The organism is uncultured Slackia sp., assembly GCF_959608125.1.
Classification (GTDB): domain Bacteria; phylum Actinomycetota; class Coriobacteriia; order Coriobacteriales; family Eggerthellaceae; genus Slackia.
In genome coordinates, this window is the sequence record NZ_CAUHPG010000004.1 from 52,396 (window position 1) to 74,368 (window position 21,973).

17 protein-coding genes and 1 pseudogene are annotated in these 21,973 nt (G+C 61.7%); 2 read left to right on the plus strand and 16 right to left on the minus strand.

The genetic code is table 11. The features are described 5' to 3' along the window. Positions 1 to 38: 38 nt before the first annotated feature. The 14 genes and pseudogenes from Q6E04_RS02280 to Q6E04_RS02345 form a co-directional block, all read right to left on the minus strand. Positions 39 to 947, minus strand: a complete 909-nt coding sequence (locus tag Q6E04_RS02280; RefSeq protein WP_303249202.1) for an SGNH/GDSL hydrolase family protein — start codon at positions 945 to 947, stop codon at positions 39 to 41. A 173-nt stretch (positions 948 to 1,120) separates the two neighbouring features. Further along, positions 1,121 to 2,716 carry an ABC transporter substrate-binding protein gene (locus Q6E04_RS02285; RefSeq protein ID WP_303249203.1) on the minus strand — a complete coding sequence of 532 codons (1,596 nt, stop codon included), beginning with the start codon at positions 2,714 to 2,716 and terminating at the stop codon, positions 1,121 to 1,123. Between the two features lie 326 nt (positions 2,717 to 3,042). Further along, entirely contained in the window at positions 3,043 to 3,324 is a 282-nt protein-coding gene (gene rplW, locus Q6E04_RS02290; RefSeq protein WP_123197647.1) for a 50S ribosomal protein L23, read from the minus strand. Continuing rightward, positions 3,324 to 3,947: a 50S ribosomal protein L4 gene (gene rplD / locus Q6E04_RS02295; protein WP_123197648.1), complete on the minus strand. Its 624-nt coding sequence runs from the start codon at positions 3,945 to 3,947 to the stop codon at positions 3,324 to 3,326. Before rplD ends, rplW begins: the two co-directional genes overlap by 1 nt. 29 nt (positions 3,948 to 3,976) lie before the next feature. Further along, on the minus strand, positions 3,977 to 4,612 hold the full coding sequence (gene rplC / locus Q6E04_RS02300) for a 50S ribosomal protein L3 (protein ID WP_303249204.1): 636 nt from the start codon (positions 4,610 to 4,612) through the stop codon (positions 3,977 to 3,979). Between the two features lie 12 nt (positions 4,613 to 4,624). Then, complete coding sequence (gene rpsJ / locus Q6E04_RS02305; protein WP_009138625.1) at positions 4,625 to 4,933, minus strand: 30S ribosomal protein S10; 309 nt, start codon at positions 4,931 to 4,933, stop codon at positions 4,625 to 4,627. Positions 4,934 to 4,964: 31 nt separating this feature from the next. After that, entirely contained in the window at positions 4,965 to 7,070 is a 2,106-nt protein-coding gene (gene fusA / locus Q6E04_RS02310; protein WP_303249205.1) for an elongation factor G, read from the minus strand. 17 nt (positions 7,071 to 7,087) lie between these two features. Continuing rightward, positions 7,088 to 7,558 (minus strand): 30S ribosomal protein S7, encoded by a 471-nt coding sequence (rpsG, locus tag Q6E04_RS02315; protein ID WP_123197651.1) that lies wholly within the window; start codon positions 7,556 to 7,558, stop codon positions 7,088 to 7,090. 88 nt (positions 7,559 to 7,646) lie between these two features. Next, on the minus strand, positions 7,647 to 8,018 hold the full coding sequence (gene rpsL / locus Q6E04_RS02320; protein ID WP_303249206.1) for a 30S ribosomal protein S12: 372 nt from the start codon (positions 8,016 to 8,018) through the stop codon (positions 7,647 to 7,649). A gap of 445 nt (positions 8,019 to 8,463) precedes the next feature. Beyond that, complete coding sequence (locus Q6E04_RS02325; protein ID WP_303249207.1) at positions 8,464 to 8,946, minus strand: universal stress protein; 483 nt, start codon at positions 8,944 to 8,946, stop codon at positions 8,464 to 8,466. A gap of 291 nt (positions 8,947 to 9,237) precedes the next feature. Next, a pseudogene (locus tag Q6E04_RS02330) lies at positions 9,238 to 10,404 on the minus strand (cation:dicarboxylase symporter family transporter); the annotation flags it as partial. Between the two features lie 146 nt (positions 10,405 to 10,550). Then, positions 10,551 to 11,702: a C39 family peptidase gene (locus Q6E04_RS02335; protein ID WP_303249209.1), complete on the minus strand. Its 1,152-nt coding sequence runs from the start codon at positions 11,700 to 11,702 to the stop codon at positions 10,551 to 10,553. Positions 11,703 to 11,727: 25 nt separating this feature from the next. Next, positions 11,728 to 12,519, minus strand: a complete 792-nt coding sequence (gene proC / locus Q6E04_RS02340; protein WP_303249210.1) for a pyrroline-5-carboxylate reductase — start codon at positions 12,517 to 12,519, stop codon at positions 11,728 to 11,730. 249 nt (positions 12,520 to 12,768) lie between these two features. Further along, entirely contained in the window at positions 12,769 to 13,710 is a 942-nt protein-coding gene (locus Q6E04_RS02345) for a manganese-dependent inorganic pyrophosphatase (protein WP_303249211.1), read from the minus strand. A gap of 261 nt (positions 13,711 to 13,971) precedes the next feature. Here Q6E04_RS02345 and sdaAA point away from each other — a divergent pair, with 261 nt between their 5' ends. Beyond that, entirely contained in the window at positions 13,972 to 15,621 is a 1,650-nt protein-coding gene (sdaAA, locus tag Q6E04_RS02350) for an L-serine ammonia-lyase, iron-sulfur-dependent, subunit alpha (RefSeq protein WP_303249212.1), read from the plus strand. 141 nt (positions 15,622 to 15,762) lie between these two features. Here the strand turns inward: sdaAA and Q6E04_RS02355 are convergent, their stop codons facing one another. Next, positions 15,763 to 16,383, minus strand: coding sequence for a response regulator transcription factor (locus Q6E04_RS02355; protein WP_303249213.1), 621 nt, complete (start codon positions 16,381 to 16,383; stop codon positions 15,763 to 15,765). A gap of 1,149 nt (positions 16,384 to 17,532) precedes the next feature. Here Q6E04_RS02355 and Q6E04_RS02360 point away from each other — a divergent pair. Then, positions 17,533 to 19,266: an FAD-dependent oxidoreductase gene (locus Q6E04_RS02360; protein ID WP_303249214.1), complete on the plus strand. Its 1,734-nt coding sequence runs from the start codon at positions 17,533 to 17,535 to the stop codon at positions 19,264 to 19,266. Positions 19,267 to 19,407: 141 nt separating this feature from the next. On the opposite strand, the gene Q6E04_RS02365 is transcribed toward Q6E04_RS02360, so the two are convergent. Then, entirely contained in the window at positions 19,408 to 21,816 is a 2,409-nt protein-coding gene (locus tag Q6E04_RS02365; RefSeq protein WP_303249231.1) for an ATP-dependent helicase, read from the minus strand. Between the last annotated feature and the right edge of the window lie 157 nt (positions 21,817 to 21,973).

Sequence of the window (21,973 nt, forward strand, 5' to 3'; positions counted from 1 at the left end):
CTGAGCATGAAAGCGGCCGCAACCGCGCATAAGCCCCGTCAGAGGTTTTTTTCGCAGACGAGCGACCATGAATTCCCCGTCGAACGGGCGAACGGGCAGTCAAGGCAATCGGAACGATCGCATGCGTCTTGCGCATGCATATCGGACCCCTCGAACGATGCGTCGAGTTCGAAAGCCCGCCTCGCATCCACTGCAACGCCCTGACGCGCCATCGAGCGGACGGCCATCGATGCCAGCTGGCGCATTCCCCTCTTGGTGGGATGGGTGCCGTCTGCCGCCTCGTAATCAAGCCCGAACGACGCGAAATCGATCACGCGGCAGCCGTGCTCGGACGCCTGCAGGCGAATGGCGTCGTCGTAGGCCCGCACGTCGACGCCGCGCAGACGACGAATGAATGTCGGCGCCTGCGCGCCTGCGAGTCTGCCAGGACACAGCGTGCAGCACCACACGTCTGCGTCGGGATACGACGCGCGAATGCGCGAGAGCATGGACCCGTAGGCGTCGCGGAAAGCTTCGGCCGCCCCGACGGGCGCAAATCGCGCCGTCCGCTCTTCGCGCTCAGGAGCGACATCGGGCACCGCGCGCCCGCGACCGGCCGACTGGTTGGCTGGGCCGCCCCAGCCGTAATCATTGATTCCGATGAAGACGAGCACGACATCGGGATCCACTCCGTCACGCGACAAGGCGGAGATGCGGCGCTCGCTCGAAGCCGCAGGAAAACCGGCGCCCTCGACCATGCTCCCCGAAAACGACCCGTTGACAAGGAGGTCGCCGCCGATAGCATCGATTACAAGATGCCACCACGTATCGTATGCGCTCTCGACCCCCGTTCGATCGCAACGCTCCCCTTCGTAGAAAACGTCGAAATCTTCGGGGTTGCATCCCTCAAAAGTCGATATCGAATCGCCGAGGATCGACACGAGCGGACGGCGCGCGAGATCGGACATGGCACGGTTCCTTTCTTTTTTGCTCCACAGGGATGAGACGAATTATAACGGCATGCGACGAAAGCCGGCTTCGGGCTCCTCCCCCGCCGCCAGACGCGATACGACGCCCTAGACAGAAAAGGACCCACCCCGAAGGATGGGTCCTTGGACGACGAACGGTTTCGTCGAAATGCTTACGCCTTGGCGCTTGCGCCGAGGAAGACGAGGCCGGTCGTGGCGATCGGCTTGAAGCCCTCGATCTGGGCGGCCTGGTAGCCAGTGGCAACCTGGCGGTGGAACAGCGGGTACAGAGGCACCTGTTCGGCCAGGATGTCGAAGCACTGGTTCCAGAGCTGCTGCTGCTCGTCGCCGGTAGCCTCGCGGGCCTCCTGCATGAGCTCCTGCAGCTGGGTCCATTCCTCGGTGCCCTTCCAGCAAGAACGGCCCTGGGTCCAGATGTTGTCCGCATACCACCAGCTCATGAGCAGGTCGGGGTCGTTGCCGAAGCAAGTCGGATCGCCCGGGGTCAGCATGACGTCGTACTCGAGCGTGGCGCCGTCTGCGGGAGCGGCGAACTCAGACCAGTTGATCTTCTGCTCGGCGTTGGTCATCTTGATGCCGACGGCCTCGAGGTCGTTCTGAATCTGAGCAGCGAGGCCCTTGACCCAGTTGTTGTTGGTAACCATCGTGAACTCGAGGTTCTCGACGCCGGCCTCGGCGAGCAGGGCCTTGGCCTTCTCCGGGTCGTAGGTGTAGACCGTGGATGCCTTGTGGAAGTTGGCATGGGTCTTCGGCAGGAAGCCCTCGACCAGGTCGGCATGGCCGGCCATCTGGTTGCTGATGAGCTTCTCGGTGTCGATAGCATAGAAGAATGCCTGACGCACGCGATTGTCATCGAACGGAGCCTTCTTGGTGTTGAACATCAGGAAGGGCTGGTTGAAGCCGGGGACGTACTCGACGGTGGCACCGGCGGCAGAGAGCTGATCGGCGTTGGCGTCGGGAACGTTCTCCATAACCTGGACGGAAGCCTCCTGCAGGGCCGTGGTGCGAGCGGTGTCGTCGAGCAGCACGTTCCAGCTCATGGTGTCGGCGGTAGCCTTCATGGAGCCGTTGTAGTTCTCGTTCGGAGCGAACTCGATGGTGCCGCCGTCATCGCCGTTGATGGCGACGTACTTCCAGGGGCCGGAACCGACCGGCATGGTCTTGAGGTCATCCTCGGTGGCGGAAGCCGGGAACACCTTGACGACGCTCAGGCGACCCTTGAGCAGGCTGTCGAAGGGGTACTTCAGCGTAAAGGTGACGGTGGTGTCGTCCTTGGCGGCGACAGAGTCGATGAACTCGAGGAACGCGCCGTAGGTGGCGTCGGCCATGTTCTTCTCGAAGGCGTTCACGACATCGGCAGAGGTGACGTCGGTGCCATCGGAGAACTTCGCGCCTTCGCGCAGGGTAACCTCATACTCGACGTCGGAGACCTTGACGGGCTCGTCGGCGGCCAGAGCATTGTAGGTCTTGTAGGTATGCAGGTCCAGATCGTAGAGACCCTCGAAGACATGCCAGGTTGCGGCAAGCATCAAAGCGGAGCTGTTACCGATAGGATTGCAGTTGGTGCTAGTGTAGGCGCAAGCACCCGTCAGGGCGCCGCCTTCGACCGCGGCGCCGTCGGCGCCGTCGGTGGTCGCTGCGGTGTCATCTCCGCCGCCGCAGCCGTACAGACCCAAGCCGACCGTAGCAGCGGCAACGGCGCTACCCGCAACGAAGGTGCGGCGGTCGAGAGCGATCTTGTTTTCCATTGTCCTCCCTTTCGACAATATTGATGGGGACCCGGGCCGCCGTGCGGCCGGCCCTCGTCATGCTACGGACGGGAATTGTATCGAAATGCCCCTCTGTCCCTAGCATACATGCCGCTCATTCACGACGAACGGCATGTATGCCAGCCGTTTTGGACACGGCAACAGACTTTGTAAGGATAACCCGAAATGCGTCCATGTTTCGCCTCGGTTAAACAATTGTAAAAGAGCGTTTCCTTTTTACGGCGAACGGCATCTGCAGAGATTCGAGCGGCATAGAAAAAGGCCCCCGACGAATCGGGAGCCTTTCGAAAACAAGCGTTTCCGGCTTAGCCGAACAGCTCGATGGTCTGGCCTTCGGCCAGGGTGACCATGGCCTTCTTCCAGCTGCGGGTGTAACCCTGCTGGTAGCGAACGCGCTTCGGCTTGGGCTTGACGTTCATGGTGTTCACGCGAACGACCTTCACGTCGAAGATAGCCTCGATGGCCTGGCGAATCTCGACCTTGTTAGCGTCCTTGGCAACCTCGAAAGTGTAGGTGTTCTTGGACATCATGTCATAGCTGTGCTCGGTGATAACCGGGCGAATGATAACCTCGCGGGGATCCTTCATTATGCGAGCACCTCCTCAAGGCGTTCCAGAGCGGCAGCGGTCAGCACCAGGGCCTTGTTGTCCACGAGCTCAAGGGTGTTGGCGGCGGACACGGGGATGATGTTGACGCGCTCGATGTTGCGGAAAGACAGATAGGTGTTGACGTCCTCGTCGTCCACGACGATGGTGGTACGACGGTCGCAACCCAGAGCCTTCAGCGCAGCGGCGGCTTCCTTGGTGGAGGGCTTCTCGAAGTTGAAGCCGTCGACCACGATCAGCTGCTCATCGGCGAGCTTGGCAGACAGAGCGGAGCGCATAGCCAGCTTGACTTCCTTGCGGTTGACGCGGAACTCGTAGCTGCGGGGATGCGGACCGAACACGGTACCGCCGCCGGCCCACTGGGGAGCACGGATCGTACCCTGACGGGCGCGGCCGGTGCCCTTCTGGCGCCACGGCTTCTTGCCGCCGCCGCGAACCTCGCCGCGGGTCTTGGTGTCGTGGGTGCCCTGACGCATGGCGGCGCGATAGGCACGGACGACCGTGTGCATCACATGCACGTTCGGCTCGATGCCGAACACAGCGGCGTTCAAGTCGGCCTCTTTGACCTTCTTGCCGCTGGCATCTTTGATTTCAATCTTTGCCATTATGGTGATCTCCTCTTATGGGTAAGGTCTTAAGCCATGCGAACGCGGACGATGCCGTTCTTGCCGCCCGGCACGGAGCCCTTGACAAGAATCAGGTTCTGCTCGGCGTCGATGCGAACGACCTCGAGGTTCTTAACGGTCACGGTATCGCAGCCCATGTGACCCGGAAGGCGGACGCCCTTGAAGACGCGGGACGGCGTGGCGCACTGGCCGATGGAGCCGGGAGCGCGATGGAAGTGCGCACCGTGGCCGCCCGGGCCGCCGCCGAAGCCGTAGCGCTTGATAACGCCCTGGAAGCCCTTACCCTTGGAGGTACCGGTGACGTCGACCTTCTTCACGTCGGCGAATGCCTCGACGGTCTGGAGGTCGCCGACCTTGTACTCGCCCGCGTTCTCGACGCGGACCTCGCGCAGGTAGCGAGTCGGCTCGGTGCCCTGCTTGGCGAAGTGACCCGCCATGGGCTTGTTGATCTTATACTCGCCGCTCTTGTACTGCTTGACAGCGCCGAAGCCGAGCTGAACAGCCTCGTAGCCGTCGGTGGCGGCGGTCTTCACCTGGCAGACCTTGTTAGGCTCTGCAACGATGACAGTAACGGGGACGACGCGGTCGTTCTCGTCGAACAACTGGGTCATGCCGATTTTCTTGCCGTAAATCGCGTTAATCATGCTACACACTCCTTACAGCTTGATCTCGATGTCGACGCCCGCGGGGAGGTCGAGACGCATGAGCGAATCAACCGTGTTCGGGGTCGGCTCCAGGATGTCGATCAGGCGCTTGTGGGTACGCATCTCGAACTGCTCACGAGAATCCTTGTTCACGTGGGGTCCGCGCACGACGCAGTACAGGTTGCGCTCGGTGGGCAGGGGGATAGGTCCGGAAACCTTAGCACCGGTCTTCTGGGCGGTGTCGACGATGAGCTTGGTGGACTGGTCCACGATCTCATGGTCGTAGCCCTTCAGGCGGATGCGAATCTTCTGATTAGCCACTTTCATTTCCTCCATGAATTAAAGGCTCGGCTTAGGCGTTGCCGCCGGCCTTGCTGATGATCTCCTCTTGAACGCCCTTGGGCACAGGCTCGTAGGAGTCGAACTGCATGGTGTAGGTCGCACGACCCTGCGTACCGCTACGCAGGTCGGTCGCGTAACCGAACATGTTGCCCAGAGGAACCTTCGCGCTGATGGAAACGGCATTGCCACGCTGCTCCTGGCCCTGGATGAGGCCGCGGCGGGACGGAATGTCGCCCATGACGAAGCCGGTGTACTCCTCGGGGGTCTCGACCTCGACGGCCATGACGGGCTCGAGAATGACCGGGTTGGACTTGCGCAGAGCCTCCTTGATGGCCATGGAGCCGGCGACCTTGAATGCCGCCTCGGAGGAGTCGACGTCGTGGTAAGAACCATCGACGAGCTCGACGCGCACGTCCTCGACCGGGTAGCCGGCCAGAACGCCGGAGTTCAAGGCTTCCTGAATACCCTTGTCGATGGAGGGGATGTACTCCTTCGGGATCACGCCGCCAACGATCTTGTTCTCGAACTCGTAGCCCTTGCCGGCCTCCTGCGGGTACATGTTGATGACCGCATGGCCGTACTGGCCGCGACCGCCGGACTGGCGGACGAACTTGCCTTCGGCGTTCATGACTTCCTTGCCCGGACGCTCGCGATAAGCAACCTGCGGCTTGCCGACGTTAGCTTCGACCTTGAACTCGCGAAGCAGGCGGTCGACGATGATCTCGAGGTGCAGCTCGCCCATGCCGGCGATGATGGTCTGGCCGGTCTCATGGTTGGTGGACACGCGGAAGGTCGGGTCCTCCTCGGCGAGCTTCTGAAGGGCGAGGCCCATCTTGTCCTGCTCGGCCTTGGTCTTGGGCTCGACGGCGATGTCGATAACCGGGTCGGCGAACTCCATGGACTCCAGGATGACCGGAGCGTTCTCGTCGCAGAGGGTGTCGCCCGTGGAGGTGTCCTTCAGGCCGACGACGGCAACGATGTCGCCTGCGGAGCAGGAGTCGATGTCGACGCGCTGGTTGGAGTGCATCTGCAGCAGACGGCCGATGCGCTCTTTCTTGCCCTTGCATGCGTTGGTCACGTAGGAGCCGGACTCCAGGGTGCCCGAGTAAATACGCAGGTAGGTCAACTTACCGACGAACGGGTCGGTCATAATCTTGAAGGCCAGTGCGGCGAAGGGAGCCTTGGGGTCGCTCGGACGCTCTTCCTCGGCGTCGGTATCCGGGTTGATGCCCTTGATGGCGGCAACGTCGGTCGGAGCCGGCATGTAGTCGACGACGGCGTCGAGAAGTTCCTGCACGCCCTTGTTCTTGTAGGAGGAACCCACGAACACGGGATGCAGCTGGCAGGCGATGGTGCCCTTGCGCAGGGCGGCCTTCAGCTCGTCAACGGTGACTTCCTCGTCCATCAGAACCTTCTCCATCAGTTCGTCGTCGCAGTCGGCGGCGGCGTCGAGGAGTTCCTGATGACGCAGAGCGGCCTCTTCGGCGAACTCGGCGGGAATCTCGGGAAGCTGCTCGGGATAGGTCATGCCCTTCTCGTCAGCCTTGAAGTCCCAAGCGGTCATGTCGACCAGGTCGATGAGGCCCCAGAAGTTGTCCTCTGCGCCCATCGGCATCTGAGCGGCGATCGCGGGGGCGCCCAGGCGCTCCTTCATGGTGTCGATAGCATGGAAGAAGTCGGCACCGACGCGGTCGTACTTGTTGATGTAGGCGATACGGGGAACACCGTAACGGCTAGCCTGACGCCACACGGTCTCGGACTGGGGCTGAACGCCGGCAACGGCGTCGAACACGGCAACGGCACCGTCGAGAACGCGCAGAGAGCGCTCGACCTCTGCCGTGAAGTCCACGTGGCCCGGGGTGTCGATGATCTGGAAGCGGTACTCGGTACCGTCCTTCTTCCAGAAGCAGGTGGTAGCTGCGGAGGTAATGGTCACGCCGCGCTCCTGCTCCTGAACCATCCAGTCCATGGTAGCGGCGCCTTCGTGAACCTCGCCGATCTTGTGGGTCTTGCCCGTGTAGTAAAGAATACGCTCGGTCGTGGTGGTCTTGCCCGCGTCGATGTGGGCCATAATACCGATATTACGCGTATTCTGAAGATCGTTGGATTTAGCCATGGTAGTAAATCCCTTCCCTACCAACGATAGTGCGAGAACGCACGGTTGGACTCGGCCATCTTGTAGAGGTCCTCACGCTTCTTGACCGAAGAACCGGTGTTCTCGGCCGCATCCATGATTTCGGCGGCAAGACGCTGAGCCATGGTGTGCTCCTTGCGCTTGCGGGAGAAGTCCACGATCCAACGGATGGCGAGCGTGGTGGCACGACGGGGGTTGACTTCCATCGGGACCTGGTAGGTAGCGCCACCGACACGCTTGGGCTTGACCTCGAGCGTGGGGCGGACGTTGTCCATGGCCTTCTTGAAGACGGACAGGGGATCCTGCTCGGTCTTGGCGGCGACGATGTCGAACGCACCATAGACGATGCCCTCGGCGATGGACTTCTTGCCATCGAGGAGGACCTTGTTGATCAGCTGCGTGACCAAACGGTTGTTGTACACGGCGTCCGGCTGAACTTCACGACGGACTGCTGCTGCACGACGCGGCATATGAATGCTCCTTCATGTTCTGTGCGCGCTTCGGGGCTTCGTGCCCATTAGGCCGATTTCCCTATCGACCCGCGCGGCTTAATCCTACTTATTTGGGGCGCTTGGCGCCGTAGCGGCTACGAGCCTGCATGCGGTTGTTGACCGCAGCGCAGTCGAGAGCCGCACGGATGATCTTGTAGCGGACACCGGGGAGGTCCTTAACACGACCGCCGCGGATGAGCACCATGGAGTGCTCCTGGAGGTTGTGGCCGATACCGGGGATGTACGCGGTGACTTCCATGCCGTTGACGAGACGGACACGAGCGACCTTACGCAGTGCGGAGTTCGGCTTCTTCGGGGTGGTGGTGTACACGCGGGTGCACACGCCACGCTTCTGGGGGTTACCCTTGAGCGCCGGGGTCTTCTTCTTGTCGACCGACTTGGCGCGGCCCTTGCGGACCAGCTGGTTGATAGTAGGCAAAGTAGTTCTCCTCTTCTTTCGCCTATTTCCTACAGGCGGATCCGTCGCGCGCCGAGGTTCGTTGCTCAACCCTGGAACCCCTTCGCGGGACTTCTCCTTGTTTTCGGTCACGCAGCATACGTACTCGAAAACAAACGCCTTTGCAGACGCAAGGTGGAACTTTAACACCCGCACTCAAGGGTGTCAAACGCCACGCGCCCGGGTGTATCTACTTAATACTTTGAGCATAATACCTGATGAATAAGTTAATCGAGCAACAATTCAATGCATCGCTTCATCATTTTTGCTAAAAAACTTGAAAACCCTTCGCTGTTATGGATATCGCAGGTAGAAAACGCGGGACGAAGGGGGATAAAGCGCGAAAAAGGGGCTCCGCAGATACGCGGAACCCCTTGAAATGCCGCCGTCGACGCCCGTCGAAAAAACGAAAGCGTCCAGTACGACGTTATTTCTCGATCAACACCGGGCATTCGGCATTGCGCAACACGGCGTAGCTGACCGAACCGAGCATGCCGGCAACGGCATTCAGGCCGCGGCAGCCCATGACGATCAGATCGCAGCCGTGATCGGCGGCATAATCGAGAATGGCCTTGCTGGGCTTGCCCTGGCCCACTGCCACCTGGAACAGGTCAGCCGACGCGAAAACGTCCTCGCCGACGTACTCCTTCAAATCCCCGACCAGAAGGCCGCGCTCATAATCGAGATACTCCTTCTGCATGGCCGCAAGCTCCTCAGGGGGAACGCGTACGACGCCCGCCATATTCTCGGCAGCGAGGAACTGAGACGACTCGAATTCGGGAACGGGCGAAGCGAAGAATGCGGTCACGTGGGCGCCCTCGGCATCTGCCGCCATCTCGAGAGCCGTGCTCAGGGCACGCTTCGCGGATTCGGAACGGTCATAAGGAACAAGGATGTTCGAGTACTTCATGGCGACTCCTTTCACGAGCCTTTTACGATTCCATTGTATCACCGCACAACCGACCGATGAACCTTCGGGCGACGCATGGAGGCGTGACCAGCAGGGACGGGCAGCCGCACAAGTGAAAGAGGCCGGGCCCCATGCCGCGGCTTCTTTCGGAGCAATTCGCTCAGCCGCCCGAACTGCGATCAAGAGGAACTAGCGAGCGGCGATTTCTTCGGCCTTCTCGCGCTGGTCGTAGCTGATGCCCAGCTTGGTCTCGTCGGAGGTGTTGAACAGCTCGACGTGCTGGTCGCTTTCTTCGATGCCCTTCTTGCGCACATAGCCGCTCAAGAACAAGGAAAGCGCGCCGTCGCCCGTCACATTGCAGGCGGTGCCGAAGCTGTCCTGCAGCGCGAAGATGGTGAGGACGAGCGCGGTGCCCGTGGCGTCGAAGCCGAGCACGCCCGTGATCAGGCCGAGCGAAGCCATGACCGTGCCGCCGGGAACGCCCGGCGCGCCGATGGCGAACACGCCCAGAAGCAGGCAGAACAAGATCATGGTGCCGAGGTCGGGCGTGGCGCCGTAGAGCATCTGGGAGATGGTCATCACGAAGAAGACCTCGGTCAGAACCGATCCGCACAGGTGGATGTTGGCGAACAGAGGAATGCCGAAGCTCACCATATCGCGGCGCAGCGGCGGCACGGCTTTGTTCGCGCACTGCAGCGCGACAGCCAGCGTGGCGGCCGAAGACATGGTGCCGACCGCGGTGAGGTACGCAGGACCGTAGTGCTTGATGACCTGGAGCGGATTTTTGCCCGCATAGGCGCCGGCGATACCGTAGATGACCGCCAGCCAAATGTAGTGGCCCACGATGACGATTACCACGACCAGCAAGAACACGGGCAGCTGCTTGGTGATGGTGCCCTCATACGCAAGCGCGCAAAACGTGGTGGCGATGAAGAACGGCAGCAGCGGAATGACCACGCGCGTGACCACGGATAACACGATGCGCTGGAACTCGTCGAGCAGGTGCGCGATGCCGTCGGCCTTCGCCCACACGCAGGCAAGACCCAGCAAGACCGCCAGAACGAGCGCGCTCATGACGGGCATGATCTGCGGGATGTCCAGCTGGAAAACGATTTCGGGAAGCTCCCTGAGGCCGTCGACCGATGTGGCGATCGACAGGTTGGGAATAAGCGCATAGCCCGAAACCATCGAGAAAAACGCGGCGCCGATGGACGAAAGGTAGGCCAGGATCACAGCCACGCCCAGGATGCGCGAAACGTTCTTTCCAAGCTTTGTGATCGACGGAGCGATGAAGCCGATGATGATGAGCGGGACACAGAACGTGATCAACTGCCCCAGGATGTATTTAACGGTGACGACGACGTTCATGACCGTCTCGTTGGCCACCAGGCCTACGAGAATGCCCACGACGACGGACACCAGCAAAATGAAGGGTAGGCTGGTGAACACCTTCTTCATAACGTGGTCCTCCTTCTGTTGGGACGTGCAATATGGAGGCATACTCTACCACGATGAAGCGCTTTCTCATGCGAAAAGCCCGGCTGACGCCATAGACGGCCGAATATGTAAAAGAAAAGCGGCGCAAAGACTGCGCCGCTTACCGGTTATGCGCGAAACGCGTACATGCCGATCGACTGGTTCGCGATTCTCTCGGGATCCCACGTCTTAGCCGAACGCACGCTCGAATACGGGTCGTTCACCTTCACGGTGCCGTCATCGGCAAGGCCCGTCGCCACGAAGAAGTGGCCCGAATCGGTGAAATCGCCGGGGCCGACATTGCAAATCACCACGTAGCCGCTTTCGAGATACGTCAGGAAGTTCTGCGTGGTGGGCGTGAATTTCTCACACTGCAGACCGAAGGTCGCAGACATATCGGTAAGGAAAGTAGCGTAGGTTCCCTGCCCGTCTTCGGCGTAGCCGTTCTCGGTGGAAATGGCCGCGAAATCGGCAGGCGATTTGTCGGTCTTGCCCGTAAGGCCCGCATAAACCATGGAAAGCGACGTGGGGCAGCAACCCGTCGTGCCGATGGGCCCCGCGCAGTAATCCACGTAGCCCCAGCGCGTATCCCACTGATAGAACATGGGAATGACGCCCTTCGTGACCGATTCGTCGATCGGAGATCCCGAAGCCTCGGGGTACTCGTCCAAGACGCCCGCCACGAAATCGAGCGCCTCGTCGTCTTCGGCCGCAAGCTTGAACATGTTAGCAGCGGACACGGCACCGAAGGCGTCCACGTAACCCTGCGCGTTATTGACGATCGAAACCACGCGCTGGTCGTCGGCCTTCGCCTCCAGCGCGGAAACGATATCGGCCGGCGTATCGGCGGGGAGAAGCGAGAAATCCGCCTGGGCGGCGGGCTGTTCTTCGGAAGCGGCGGTTCCGTCGCCCGTGTCGACCTGGATGGCGGCGGGAGGCTCGTCTTGCACCGTGCAGGCGCGCTCGATGGCCGCGATTCCGGCGAAAATAGCCACGAGCAGCAGGATTCCCGCACCGAAGATCACGGGGCGCGGAATATGCACGCCGTCGGAAAGAACCGATGCGGGAGCGCCGACAAGCGAGCGCGACAACGGGTCGATCCGCTCGTCGTCGCGCGCGCGGGCGCGAGAACGCTCGGACGAAGAGGGCGCCTGGCGACGAGACGATGCAGGCTGGGAGCCCGAAGCCGCACGACGACGCTCGAGGCGGCGGCGAGCTGCCTCGCGTTCGTCCTCGTAATCATCGTAGATGTCGTATCTGCCGTTTCGCTGCGATGCCATGAACGTCTTCTCCTGCGATCAGGGCCTAGAGTCGCTGCGCCTTGGCGACCGTGGCGGCCAAGGCCTCCATGACGGCCGAGCGCATGCCGCGCTGCTCGAGCGCACGCACGCCTTCGATCGTCGTGCCGCCAGGCGAACAGACGGCGTCTTTCAGAGCACCGGGATGGGCGCCGCTTTCCAGGACCATCTTCGCCGCGCCGAGCACCGCCTGCGAAGCAAAACGGTAGGCCTGGGCGCGCGGCATGCCTTCGAGCACCGCGGCGTCGGCCATGGATTCGATGAACATGTACGTGAACGCAGGCGAGCATCCTGCGGCGGCGCTTGCCGCGTCGATCAGGTGCTCGGGAATGATTTCGCTTTTACCGAAGGAGTTGACGACGGACAGCACCGCGTCGATATCGGCCTGCTCGCACGCCTCGCCCACGACGACGGCGGTCATGCCCTCTCCCACCGCGGCGGGCGTGTTGGGCATCAGGCGCACGACCTTGCGGGCGCCCGACTGCTCGCCGAGCCACGCCAGGCTTTTGCCGGGCGCGATCGAGACCAGCACCGCGTCTTCGGGCAGATGCGGCTTCACTTCGACGATAACGGCCTCATACATCTGGGGCTTCACCGCCAGAAACACGAGCGACGCCTGACATGCCTGGGCGTTGTCGAGCGTCGTGTCCACGCCGAAACGTTCATGCACGGCGTCGAGCGTTGCCTGCGTGCGCGCCGAAACGACGATGTCGGACGGCGCCGCCAAGCCCTGGGCGACGATGCCTTGAACCATGGCGCGGCCCATGTTGCCGCAGCCGATGAAGCCGATCTTATGCATGGTGTTCCTCCGATTCCGCACGAGTAAACGGATGGGTTCCGACAAGGCCGGGGCGCAGGGCCGCGTGCCCGTCGGACGTGATTTTCGGGACATACTACTACGATCGCGCGCACGGGCGCGCGAGCGCGTCGTAAAAACAAAACCGCATGAAAAACGGGCCGCGCCCGACACCCGGGCCGAACGGTCCGAGAGCCGATGCGCGACCCGCCGATGACGGACGGCTTTCGCCGGCCGAAAAGGCGCTTCGCTTTAGGCGTGGGCCAGGATAGGAGCGGCCACCTGCTTCTTGCGGGAAAGCACGCCCGGCATCCACACGCTCTTGTCGGTGGCGTCGATGCCGAAGGTGTCGTTGACGAAATCGACGTCGCCCTCGACGATGAACTGGCTGCCTTCGGCCAGGATGTCGGTGGCGAAGAAGAGCACGAACTGATAGCCCTTCTCGGCGACGAGGGCCTTGACGGCCTCGCGGATCTCGGCCTCGCGGCCCAGGACGGCCTGCAGGTCGACGGTCTCGAACTGGCCGATGTAGACCTTGTTGCCGTTAGCGAGCTCGAATTCCTTCGCGTCGGCGTTGACGATTTTTTCCACGGGCAGCTCGGCCGGGTTGGAGCGGCACTTGAAGATTTCCATGCCGTACTCCACCGGGTCGACGCCGACGTACTCGGCGGTCGCGGCGATGACCTTGCGGTCGAAATCGGTGGTGGTGGGAGACTTCATGATCACGGTGTCGGTGAGCATGGCGCCCAGCAGCAGCGCCGCCAGGTCCTTCGGCAGCTCGACATCGCAGATGCCGAACTCGCGCACCACGATGGCCGACGTGGAGCCCACGGGCATGGCGTTAAAACGGAGCGGCTGCGCGGTGACCAGGCCGCCCAGGCGATGATGGTCGACGATTTCGACGATTTCGGCGGCCTCGATGCCGTCGGCGGACTGCAGCGCCTCGTTGTGATCGACCAGGATGACCTTGTCGCCCTCGCCCACGCCTTCGATCCAGCGGGGCTCTTCGATGCCGCGGTCGCCGAGGATCTTCTTGGTCTCGGGCGGGAAGCCGCCCAGACGGCACGCCTCGTAAACGACGTCCTCGCCGCTGCGGCGGGCGAGCTCGTTCTTCAGATACGCGTAGCCGACGGCTGCCGAGATGGCGTCGTTGTCGGGATTCTTATGACCGAACACCAGGATGGGTGCTGCCATTGCATTCCTCCTTGTTTTTCGTGCGAGTTGATTCGCAACAGTTTAGCACGCTGACGCGATGCCGACGCCGCCGTAAGAGGGAACCCGCAAAACCGACGCTCCGAAGGCTACGGAACGTGCAGGACGCCGGCAGCGCGACGAGGAAAACGCACGCGGCACGGATTCGCGCGTGCGCACAGGCTCATTCGGGTATATTCTCTGCGAGACGAAACTCCCCCGGCAACGCGATACGCGGCCGGAATGCGAAAGGAAGGACGCGCGATGAAAATCCTCGGCATCCGCGACATCATAGGACCCATCATGATCGGCCCCTCGAGCAGCCATACCGCGGGCGCGCTACGCATCGCGCTGATGTGCCGTCGCCTGCTCGCGGGCGAGCCGCGCAAGGCCACGTTCACCCTGTACGGCAGCTTCGCCCACACCTACCGCGGCCACGGAACCGACAAGGCGCTCGTGGCGGGCCTGCTGGGCATGCCCACCGACGACACCCGCATCCGCGAATCGTTCGACATCGCCCGCGCGGCAGGGCTCGACTTCGAATTCGTGCCCGCCCCCGACACGCCGTGCGAGCACCCCAACACGGTAGATATCGACGTGACGGACGAAACGGGCGCCGTCACGAGCATGCGCGGCGAGAGCATCGGCGGCGGCGCGGCGGTGATCAGCCGCATCAACGGCGTGGACGTGCGCCTGACAGGCGAATACCACAGCATCGTCGTGAAGCAGCGCGACGTGCGAGGCGTGCTCGCGCATATCGCCACCTGCCTGAACATCTTCGACATCAACATCGCCACCACGCGCCTGTTCCGCGAGCGCAAAGGCGACGTGGCCTACACGATCATGCAGACCGATGACGAAATCGACGAGGCGATCGCGCGCGCCATCGCGAAAAACCCCAACATCTACGACGTGCGCATCGTGAAAAGCGACCGCGCGACCGACGCCGTGCCGCCCGAGGCCGCCGACGAAACGCACCGCGCCGACGGATTCGGCGCCGACTTGACGCCCGAAAAAGCCGCAGAGATGTTCGAATCGCTCGATTTCGCCACCGGCGCGGAGCTTTTGGCCTACTGCGAAGAAAACGATCTGTCGATCAACGAGGCCATCTGCCGCCGCGAGCGCTGCATGCTGGCGGCCGACCGCATCGCCGTCGACGACACGCGCCGCTACCTGGCCGAGGCGCTCGATGTGATGCGCGAATCGGCCACGCTGCCGCTGACCGACCCCGTCCGCTCGATGGGCGGGCTGATCGGCGGCGAGGCGGCGAAGCTTTCCGAAAAGGAGGCCGCGGGCCCGTGCGGCGAGCTTCTGTCGCGCGCGACCACCTATTCGATGGCCGTGCTGGAAACCAACGCGTCGATGGGTCGCATCGTGGCCGCCCCCACCGCAGGGTCGTCGGGCGTCGTTCCCGCCATGCTTCTGGCGTGCCAGGACGTGCACGGCTTTTCCGACGATGAAATCATCGACGCGCTGGCCAACGCCGCCGCGATCGGATACCTGATCACGCGCAACGCCACCGTGTCGGGCGCCGAGGGCGGCTGCCAGGCCGAGGTGGGCGCCGCGAGCGCCATGGCCGCGTCGGCCGCGTGCCAGCTGTTCGGCGGCACGCCGCGCCAGTGCTTCGCCGCCGCATCGAACGCGATCGCGGGGCTTTTGGGCCTGGTGTGCGACCCGATCGCGGGCTTGGTCGAAGCGCCGTGCCAGAAGCGCAACGCCACAGGTATGGCCAACGCGCTCGTTTCCGCGCAGATCGCGCTGGCGGGCATCGGCAACCTGGTCGATTTCGACCAGACGGTCGAGGCCATGCACCATGTGGGACGCTCGCTTCCCTTCGAGCTGCGCGAAAGCGCGCTCGGCGGCCTTGCAGCCACGCCTGCCGCCTGCTCCTTCTGCCAGGGCTGCGCGCACTAACGCGAAACGGGATGCCGCTGACCGCTTTCGCCCTCGACGGCATCCCGTTTTTCTGTAGCATTTTCAAAACGCACCATGCGACAACGCATCGAATCTCAAGCCAGGCAGCGCGGCGTACGATTACTTTAATGCGACCATGCATCATCCCTCGAATAAATCGAGAAGCTCCTGCTTGGAGTGAACTCCTAGCTTCTGGTAGATATGCTTCACATGGGTTGCAACGGTATTCTTCGACAAAACCAATTCTTCACGGATATAAGGTTGTGAACGGCCTTTTGCAAGATACCCCAGAACTTCCGACTCTCTTGCGGAAAGACCCTTTTCGGCAGAAAGCTCGGCAACACGCTTCTCCCGCGCCTTTTCCTCCGTTAGCGGCATACTCGAATTCTCACCATCCAGCATGTCGCTTTCCCCATGCGGCGCAATACGCATCGAGGCAACGTACCCCGTAGGCGCCAGAGCCATGGCCAGCGAAAGCAGACACACAAGAGCCAGCGACAAGGCCCACATCTCGCAAGCCCCCGACGCGATCAAATCTCCCGTTTTCGCACCCGTGAGATTGCCCAGCAAAATGCCCGCCTGAATGAACCCTTGACTCACTCCGACAACGAAAGCCGCCGCGAAAGGCCCACGTCGCGCCATCCCGAGAAAATGCAGCATCACAACCACCTGCAAAACTGCATCAGCGATGGAAATCACAACGGAAAGCACGGTTTCGGGCAGCACTCCGTCGAACGAAGCAGCGGCGATGCCGATCATCATAAGAGGCGACAGCCATCGAAACAGCGCCGTCATATCGATACGCGAAGAGAAAAAGATGAACCAGACAGCCAGACAGAGGCCAGATACGGACCCGACAAGCGTCGATACATCGAAGCCGTACGCTTCTTGAAAGGCGCTTTCGGGCGAGCCGAGCGCAGAGAAAAATCCGATTACGAAATACGCGACGCATACAAGAAGGCAGAAACGAAGCAGCGCCCCTGTCGTCTTTTTCCCTCCGACGGCTTTCGACCGACCCGCATGCGCAGCGGTCGATCCGTACGAAAGCAAGCGAACGCCGCATGCTTCCGCCTGCTTCTCGCTTCGACCGCCCTCCCCCGAACCGTCCGACGCATCACCATACGTCAAAACCAGGCACACCGCAGAAAAGACCGGCAAGGCCGAAACCCCGACAACAGCAACGATTCCCTCAATATAAGGAAACACGAACGAGCAAGCCAGCATGACGCCCGACGCGGCGGGAATGGCCACTTCGGCCCGTTCGGCATCGATGCGAAAAAGGGCATCTCCCCATAAGACGATTAGCAAAGCACTTCCCACGCCGGTGGCTATGCCCGACAAAACTCCAACGGCCGCCGAGTCGCCCGCCATTGCCGAAGCGAACGTGCCGCACGCCATAAGCGCCGCAGCGATAAAAGGGAGGTTTTTGCGATTCGACAGGTCGCGAAAACGAAAAAAGAACCCGAAGGCAAAAAGGCAAAGCGCCACCGACGCCGCAGACGCCAGCCACGATATATCGGCGTTGATGCCGACCCCGGAGCGATCGGGGTAAAGAGCCGACGTTTCGAACGAACAGTAGATCCACGCCCAGACAAACCCAATGCCCAAATGACGAAACTTAATCGAATCCCCGATTTTCAGCACGATGTCAGAAAGACTCGTCATTCACCCTCCTTTGCGACAATTGCAATAATGCCGCATTTCCCCAGGTGTTTCGCTCACCTATTTCAGGTTAAAAGCCAAAGACCCCACTTTTCGGCGATGCTTTCGCAATCCATCCGCACCAGGATAAAGCAAGAGGCGGATAGAGTTCCCCTTGAGAAAACGCATGGCGGCGGTCTTGTCTCCCCTCCTCCCATCAACAAGGCCGCCAGCATGTAACCCTCAAAGACACAGGGAAAGGGATCGGTTATGAACATTCATCAACCACAAATCGATCGTCGTTCTTTTTTGACGGGAACGGCAGCCACCGTCGGCATCGCAACCATCGCAGGGCTGGCAGGTTGCGCCCCTTCGAAGGCAAAGCCTGAAACGAAAAGCGCCGGCGAAACCGGTTCGGAAACGGGCGCTGAAACACCATCGTGGCTCGGCGCCGCACCCGAAATTGCCGATGTCGACTGCGTCGAAACGCTTGATTTCGAGGTGGTCGTTGTCGGCGCGGGAACTTCCGGCTATTTCGCGGCAGCAAGCGCGGCCGAAAGCGGCGCCAAAACGCTCCTCATCGAAAAATCGGGACAAGGAAGCAGCGTCAGGTCGTCGGCGCTCGGCGCAGTCGGCTCAAAGCTACAGCAGGAACAGGGCGTCGACATCGATGTCATGGATATCGTCACCGACATGGACCACTACGCACTCGGCCAAATCAACTCGCGACTCGTCAGGCTCTGGGCCGAGAAATCGGGCGAAGCCATCGACTGGTATACCGACCTAATGAATAAAAACGGCATGGAAGTCCAGCTTGAGTGGAACATGCCCGAAGGAACCCGTTACAAAGAATGGCCCACTGGCCACGGAACCAACGGCGAATACCCGTCCCGCGAAGGCGACGTTGCCAAAATCATCGACGCCTACATCACGTCCTTCGAAGGATGCGAAGAGCGCTTCAATACGCCCATGATTCGCCTCATCGTCGAAAACGGCCGCGTCGTCGGACTCTATGCGGAAAACAGCGACGGCGACCCCATTCGCATCAACGCCTCGAAAGGCGTGATCGTCGCGACGGGCGGATACGCCTACAACCAAGACATGTATTCGACCCTTCAGCCCGAACGCCTCTCGTGCCTGGGAACGTTCGACGCGTTTCCCAATTGCGTCGGAGACGGCATCAAGGCCCTTATGTGGGAAGGAGCGAAACTCGACCCCGTTCACACCTCCCTCACGTTCAATCGATGCCTACTAACCGCAGAGCAAGAATCCGGCGACCCCTACTCCGTCGGATCGGATTACGGCTATTACTTCTTCAGCTCGCAGCCCTTCCTTCGTGTCGATGCGAACGGCGAGCGATTCCACAATGAAAGCGCTCCTTACGACTTCGTGATGAACGCCATGACGAAATACCCCGAAGGCCAGCGGACCTGGCATCAGGTATGGGACGCGAACTGGCAGGAAAACGTACAGCGTTTCCATACGGTGGGCTGCTCCACCATCTGCTATCGCGAAGGCGCCGACCACGATGCTTTCCCGACCATGATGGACGACTGGATCGGACCCGAAATGGAAAGCTTCGTTGAAGCCGGATACATCGTCAAAGCCGATACACTTGAAGAGCTTGCAGAAAAGCTGGGATTCGCAGATGAAAAGAAAGAAGCCTTCCTTGCGACGTGCGAACGACAGAACGAGAACTTCGACGCGCAGGTCGATCCCGACTTCGGCAAAGAGGCATTCCGTCTTTCCGAGTTGCGCACCGCGCCGTTTTATGCAACCGTGAAATCATGCGCACTCACCCTGTGTACCCTCGACGGCATCGTCGTCAATGAAAAGTGCCAGCCTTACGGTGCCGATGGGGCCGTTATCGAAGGCGTACGCGTCGTGGGAAATGACCAGGGATGCTTCTATGCAGGCACATACCCCAATCAGGCGGCGGGGCTCAATGCCGGACGCTGTGCGACGTTCGGCCGCATGGCTGGCAAAGAACTCGCCGAAGCCTAAAGCAACCGACAGACGCATTTCCCTGAAATACGGAGCCGAAAACGACAGCAGCGCACCCAATCGTCCATCGCGACGAAAACGAATATATGCTTTCAAGCAATACGAAACGGGAGTCCGCGTCGACGCGGACTCCCGTTTCGTTTACAGGTCGATACGCACGATCGGCGCGTAGTCTTTGAGCAGCTTCTTCGTCACGCCGTTCTTAGCAAACTTGACGTGCAGCAGGTCGCCGTCGACCTTCACCACCTTGCCGCGGCCGAACGTCTTGTGGTCGACCGTGTCGCCCACCGAAAACGTGGCGTTGGCGGCCGCCTTCTTGCGGGCAGCAGGGCTGGTGCGCACGCCCGAGCCCGTCGAAGATGCGGCGCTTCGGGACGAAGCCCCGCCCATGAAGTCGGAAAACGACGATCCGCCGCCCGAAGAGGCGCGGCCTGCGCTGCGCGGCCTGCTGCCACCCGCGCTCGACTGGCCGAACACGCGGCCGCCGCCCGCCTCGGTGCCGCTGCCGGAAATGCCGCGACGGCTGCCGCGCTTCTCCCAACCCGTGCCCGAAAAACCCGAGCTGCCCAGGCCGATCGTCTCGCGCAGCTCGCCCGGAATCTCGCCCACGAAGCGCGACATGGGGTTGGCCACCGTATCGCCGAAGATCTGGCGCGCATACGCGCAGGTCAAATACAGCTTTTTGCGCGCACGCGTGATGGCGACGTAAGCCAGGCGGCGCTCCTCTTCCAGGCCCGATTCGTCATGCGATGAATTGGAATGAGGAAACAGCGTCTCCTCCATGCCCGCCACGAACACGCAGTCGAACTCGAGGCCCTTCGACGAATGCACGGTCATCAGCGTGACCGCCTGGTCGTCTTCGGACGCGGCCGCATCGAGATCGGTACGCAAGCGCACCCACTCGATGAAGTCGGCCAGCGAATCGGGCGAAAGCTGGCGCACCGCGGCGATCGCGTCGTCGCGCGCGATTTCGGGACCTTCCTCGTCGACCTGGTGCGTCTGCACGTATTCGTCGACGACGGAGAGGAACTCTTTGATGTTTTCGACGCGGCCGCGCGCTTCGTCGGTGCCTTCGGCCTCGAGAGCCGCCACCATGCCGCTCTTGTCGATCACGGCCTCGATCACCTTGCGCAGGTCGCCGCCGTAGCTGCGCGCCTCCTCGATCAGCGACAAGAAGCCGCCCACGGCGTTGCGCGCGCGCATCTGCAGATGCTCGTCGGCCAAGCACAGCTCGGCCGCCAGCATGAACGGCATGTTGGTCATGCGCGCGGCGGAATCGATGTATTCCACCGTGGTGCGTCCGATGCCGCGGCGCGGCACGTTGATCACGCGCTTGGCGGCGATGTCGTCGGACGGGTTCACCAGAAGCGTCAGATACGCCATGACGTCGCGGATCTCGGCACGGTCGAAGAATCGGGTGCCGCCGACGATGCGATACGGCACGCCCGCGCGCAGCAGCATGTCTTCGAGCGAGCGGCTCTGCGCGTTGGTGCGGTAGAACACGGCGATTTCGTCGTAGGAGTGGCCCTCGGCGTGCAGGTGGTCGATTTCCGCCGCGATCCAACGACCCTCGTCGCGCTCGTCGGAGGCCATGTACACCTTGATCTTGTCGCCCTCGCCCGACGCGGTGTAAAGGCGCTTCTTCTTGCGGTGCATGTTGTTGGACACCACCGCGTTGGCCGCGGCCAGAATGTTGCCCGTGCTGCGGTAGTTCTGCTCGAGCTTCACCGTGTGCGCGTTGGGATAATCGGACTCGAACTCCAGAATGTTGCGGATGTCGGCGCCGCGCCACGAGTAAATGGACTGGTCGTCGTCGCCGACCACCATGATGTTCTTATGCTTGGAAGCCAAAAGCTTGGTGATTTCGTACTGCGCGTGGTTGGTGTCCTGATACTCGTCCACCATGAGATAGCGGAAGCGGTCCTGGTAGGCCTCGAGCACGTCTGGGTGGTTCTTCAGCAGCAGATACGTGTACAGCAGCAGGTCGTCGAAATCGAACGCGTTGGATGCCTTCAGACGCTCCTGCAGGCGGCGGTACACGCGCGCAGCCACCTTGGCCGCGGGGTCGTGGGCCTGCTGTTCGAATTCGCCCGGCACCATCAGCTCGTTTTTCGCCGTGGAAATGCGATTGCGGATCGCGTTGATCGGCCAGCGCTTCGGATCGATGTCGAACTCGGCCATGATGTCTTTCACCAGGCGCTTGCTGTCGTCATCGTCGTAGATGGTGAAGCCCTTGTCAAAGCCCAGCTTCTCGCAATCGGTGCGCAGCATGCGCACGCACATGCTGTGGAAGGTGGACACCCACATGCCGCGGGCGGCGGGCCCCACCAGGCGGCCCAGGCGCTCGCGCATCTCGGCCGCGGCCTTGTTGGTGAACGTGATGGCCAGGATCTGCCACGGCTGCACGCCCAAATCGCCCAGCATATGCGCGATGCGATACGTCAGCACGCGCGTCTTGCCCGACCCCGCGCCCGCCAGAACCAGCAGCGGCCCTTCGGCGCACAGGACCGCCTCGCGCTGAGGCTCGTTCAACGAATCGATATCCACCATGCCCATGAGCATTCTCCGTTTCCTTCGGTTTCAGCCGCCGCAAGCAAGGAGCGGCGCATCCCGCTCGGCTCGGCCCGTCGGCCCGCCCCGCGGCAAAAAGGGCGCGCCTTGCAAGCGCGCCCCGACGTGCGAACAGAAACGCGCCGAACGGCATTCG